A 2,238-nucleotide genomic window follows, 5' to 3' on the forward strand; every position below is an offset into this window, starting at 1 on the left:
CAGATCATACGCTCACAAGGAAGGTGGGGTCAGAACACCGGTTACTGAAAGAAAAGATGCACAGCTTCCCCGTTCTCAATTTTACATGAGCTGTGGTGTGCCGATTTTCGCTTCAAAACGGGGGATTTCCGCTCAAATCGGCGGCGGATCCGCCGCCTCTGTCCAACCCGTGGAATGGCCCGCAGGGCCATTACTTGGGTCGGTCTGACTAAATGGAACCTGTGGAATTTTGTCAGACCTAACGTCAGATAGAGAGAAACTTTCTAGCCTTTTAAGCGACGTATCACCGTCGCAAATCTGAGTAATTTCAGCGAAGTATGCTCTTCCTGTCTTAGATTTTTCAAAAGCCTCCCGTTTAATCCGTTTGTTCTGCTCTTCCGCCCAGTCTTCCCTCTCTCTCTCCGACATCGCCTCCAAGTGCTCTCTCAGATGCTCCAAATACATCTCATGCTGCTCTTTCAGCAGTTGAGCGGGCTCAGCATGCATGATCTCCCACTCGTCCTGCGTTTTTAGAAAAATCTCGTCGCTCGGGGCGTAAAACGCTAGCTCTCCGCAGGGGCGCTTGGAGAAGCCAAAGCCTGCCCTTTTCAACGACTTCAAGAACAGCCGTAGGTCGGTGACTTCGTAGTATTTTCGATCAACGGCCAGGTCCCATCTGTCACATATCGCCTTGAGTTCCGTTTCAGATTTTCCAGTGAATCTGTTGTCCGCTGGCAGATCCAAGTAGTCCTCTATGGTCTGGAGGTAATGCCATTTTTCTAGCGGCAAAGCCCTCCTTTCGATGGGGATTTTCCAGCCGACGATCTTCATTATATCTGCCGCATCATCAAGCGTGATCTTGCGGCGATATCGATATCGATATCGAAGTTTTTCGATCGCCTGGGCTGTGCCGACAAAGCTCTGCCTCGTTTCGCCGTAAGCCGATTCTTTTTCCTCTTTGATCGGCGCGGGTGGCAAAGCATCCTGCGGCGGCGGTATGCTGGATGCTTTGCTGATCGCGATGATCTCACTGCGAAGCCAACTCAGCTCAGCGTCTGCTAGCGTGTCGTCAGGCCAGAGTCCCATTGCAATCGCTGCATGCCAAGCGTGAAGCGCAGCCCCCTTGTTCGCTTTTGCGATCCTCTCCTGCCGCTGCTCTTCCGTTATCTTTTTATCCTTGGGCAGCTTGCTTAGATCCATCTGCCTGGTTTTGATCGCTAGGTCGACCATGCTCTGACATTCGCTCATCTCGCGAAGCGTCAGTTTCATGCGTGGATGCTCATCGTTGCACCCCTCTTTCTGACGTTTCCAGAGCGTGTCCCAGATCTCACCAGGTGCCCTTTGTGAATCCAGGCCGAGCCATGCATGTTTTCTCGCGTTCCTGGAAGCTGCCCACGCAAAAAAGCGCTCGATTTCTTCGCCGCCTTCATCCGTTTCATCAATGTCAGTGGTCTCATAGCGCGTTGCGTACCTCGCGGCGTATTTCGCAACGGATTCTACGGTTTCTTCGCTACCGTTTTTCGACTTGCGTGGTCGATATTTCTTGTCGTCATCTCCAATGACGTATGCCTGACACCCCCTGTCCTGACCTTCTGCTAAGTCATCGTCAGGTGATGAAGTGGAGAATTTTCTGCGAAAATCGTCACAGATAGCTCGTGCTTGCTCAAGAGTGGGAGCGGCAAGCACATAGTGCCGATGCGGCACTCCGGACTGCTGTGGCTGGCTGTTCCACCAGCCATGCGTACGAATTTTCTTCTTTTTCAGGATTGCCAGGGTTTGTCTGTGTAGCTCCTGAAGCTCTTCCGTAGCTTCATCGGGGCCGAGTCTTGTGTCCCACTCAGATTTACGCTTTTTCTCGTTTGTAGCGTGAGGAACATATTTCCCGGGCAGCGTCACGGTGATCCAGCAAACGTGCCAATCCAACTGCGTCCAGCGTTCGATTTGCATATCGATCCAGAGGCGCATTTTCGCCGCCTTGGCCACTTTTGATAGCTCATCAAGCTGGTCCATCGGAATCTGCGTAGATGGGAAGGCGACTTTGACCTGTCGCGACCCTCTAAGGATCTCTTGAGTCCGGGCTTTGTGATCCCGATGTCGATCGAGCATGTAGTTAGAAACGTAAAGAGGCCTGTCGGGTCTTTGAGGTCCGCCCACCGCTTTTGTGAACGCCTCCAGATATCTAATGACTCGGCCTTGTTCTTTTTTAAGCCTCTTGTGAAGTGGTCCCGGAAAATCGGACAGTCAGCTAAGGTGTATCCC

Annotated in this window: 1 protein-coding gene; it reads right to left on the reverse strand. The window is 52.1% G+C overall.

Annotated features, from left to right (window positions below; all coding sequences use genetic code 11):
• Positions 1–132: 132 nt before the first annotated feature.
• Complete coding sequence (locus NDI72_RS21780; protein WP_283801778.1) at positions 133–2,220, reverse strand: replication endonuclease; 2,088 nt, start codon at positions 2,218–2,220, stop codon at positions 133–135.
• Positions 2,221–2,238: the final 18 nt, after the last annotated feature.

Source organism: Nitratireductor sp. GZWM139 (assembly GCF_030068685.1).
Classification (GTDB): Bacteria; Pseudomonadota; Alphaproteobacteria; order Rhizobiales; family Rhizobiaceae; genus Nitratireductor; species Nitratireductor aquimarinus.